Origin of the sequence: Neobacillus cucumis, from assembly GCF_002860255.1 — a bacterium.
Lineage (GTDB): Bacteria > Bacillota > Bacilli > Bacillales > Cytobacillaceae > Neobacillus > Neobacillus cucumis_A.
Genome location: NZ_PGVE01000018.1, coordinates 1 through 1,718, shown reverse-complemented (window position 1 = coordinate 1,718; position 1,718 = coordinate 1). Strand labels below are relative to the sequence as shown.

Genomic DNA, 1,718 nt, shown 5'->3' with positions numbered 1-1,718 from the left:
GACAGCTTTTCCTATCGTCAAGATAGACAAGCCGGTCGTCATGTTAGCTTTATCAGGAGGACAATCTAAAAAACGCAGTGAGGATCTCCTCACTGCGCTTTTCATTTCAATGCTAGTTGATATCGCCTGACCGGTAATTCGGATAGGCGACTTTTTCTCACCACTACACTAAAAAGTGTTCCCGCTTTAACACGAGAACACTCTTTGATCATTCTTTTGGATCCTTAGGTGACCGATCCACTTTTTTACGCTTCTCCTTCATATCCAGTTCTTCCCCAAATTCGGTGTTGTAATTCACATTCCGAATTCGATCAAACTGCTTATGGGGCTCTACTTTTTCATCCACATCGTCAATAATCTCTTCATTCGATTTAACTAAAAGTCCAATCGCTGCCAATCCGCTCAGTCCCACAATGGCATAGACAATCTTCGCAAGAATCGTGTCTTGTCCTCCAAATACGCTGGCAACCAAATCAAAGTTGAAAAAACCAATCAATCCCCAGTTTAGAGCACCAATAATGACTAACGTCAGTGCAATCCGCATAAATACGCTCATGTTGCACACCTCCTCCAACAATCTATAATCGAATCCTGTACATGTTTGTATAGATTCCTTATTATAGTTCACCGAAAGAGAATTTTCATACATTTCCACATGAATATTGTTCTATTTCTGTTGCGGAGACCTTACAGTAATAGACCAATAAAAATGAAAGCAGGGATACAGTGCGGATAAATGGCGTGTTTTCAGGCGGAGGATTGAAAGGTTTTGCGCTAGTTGGAGCGGTTCAGGAGTTGGAGAAACAAGGTTATCGTTTTGAAAACGTAGCTGGCACAAGTGCAGGAGCTATTGTTGCAAGCTTTTTGGCGGCCGGCTATACAGCGGATGAAATCGAAGTCATGTTGGCTGAAGAAGATTTCCAAGCTTTGCTGGATCCGAGAAAGACCCTATTGCCATTTCCCTTTATGAAATGGGTATCGCTTTATTGGAGAATGGGATTGTATCAAGGTAAGGCGTTGGAAGAGTGGTTTTTTGATAAACTCGCACGTAAAGGTTGTTATGCATTTGGCGATCTTCCGAAAGGATCATTAAAATTAGTGGCATCTGACTTAACAAATGGCAAGATGATGGTATTACCTGATGATTTGGAGAAATACGGATATGATTCTGACCGATTTTCAATTGCTAAAGCACTGCGTATGAGTTGTGGTATTCCCTACTTTTTTGAACCCATACGTCTCGATGCACCAAAAGAAACTATAGTAGTAGACGGCGGTGTATTAAGTAATTTCCCGATGTGGATTTTTGATGAAGATACATCGCCATGTAAACGACCTGTAATCGGGCTCAAACTAAGTCGCAATCAAGATGAAGTACCCGGACGTACCATTCGAAATGCCTTGCAATTATTCGAAGCGCTATTCTCCACAATGAGAAACGCGCATGATGAAAAATATATCTCGAAGCAACATGTGCAAAACATCGTCTTCATTCCCGTAGAAAATTATAGTGCCACACAATTTGATCTAAACGAAGAGCAAATGGAAGACTTGCTATCAATCGGACGTAGTCGTACCAAGGAATTTCTGCTAACTTGGTCGCCAGCGAATTCTAAGTTAGTCAGCAACCAAAATGTTATGTAAATGAAACATTTGACATAAGGCCAGTTTAAAACGCTGTCGTGGCGGGTAAATTGACTTACAAGGAGGGTTGCAAT

2 protein-coding genes are annotated in these 1,718 nt (G+C 41.3%); one reads left to right on the top strand and one right to left on the bottom strand.

The genetic code is table 11. From position 1 onward, the window contains the following. Positions 1 to 208 precede the first annotated feature (208 nt). On the bottom strand, positions 209 to 556 hold the full coding sequence (locus CVD27_RS04340) for a DUF378 domain-containing protein (protein ID WP_101646665.1): 348 nt from the start codon (positions 554 to 556) through the stop codon (positions 209 to 211). A gap of 170 nt (positions 557 to 726) precedes the next feature. Between CVD27_RS04340 and CVD27_RS04335 the strand changes: the two genes are divergently transcribed. After that, positions 727 to 1,644 carry a patatin-like phospholipase family protein gene (locus CVD27_RS04335; RefSeq protein WP_101646664.1) on the top strand — a complete coding sequence of 306 codons (918 nt, stop codon included), beginning with the start codon at positions 727 to 729 and terminating at the stop codon, positions 1,642 to 1,644. The last annotated feature ends 74 nt before the right edge of the window (positions 1,645 to 1,718 follow it).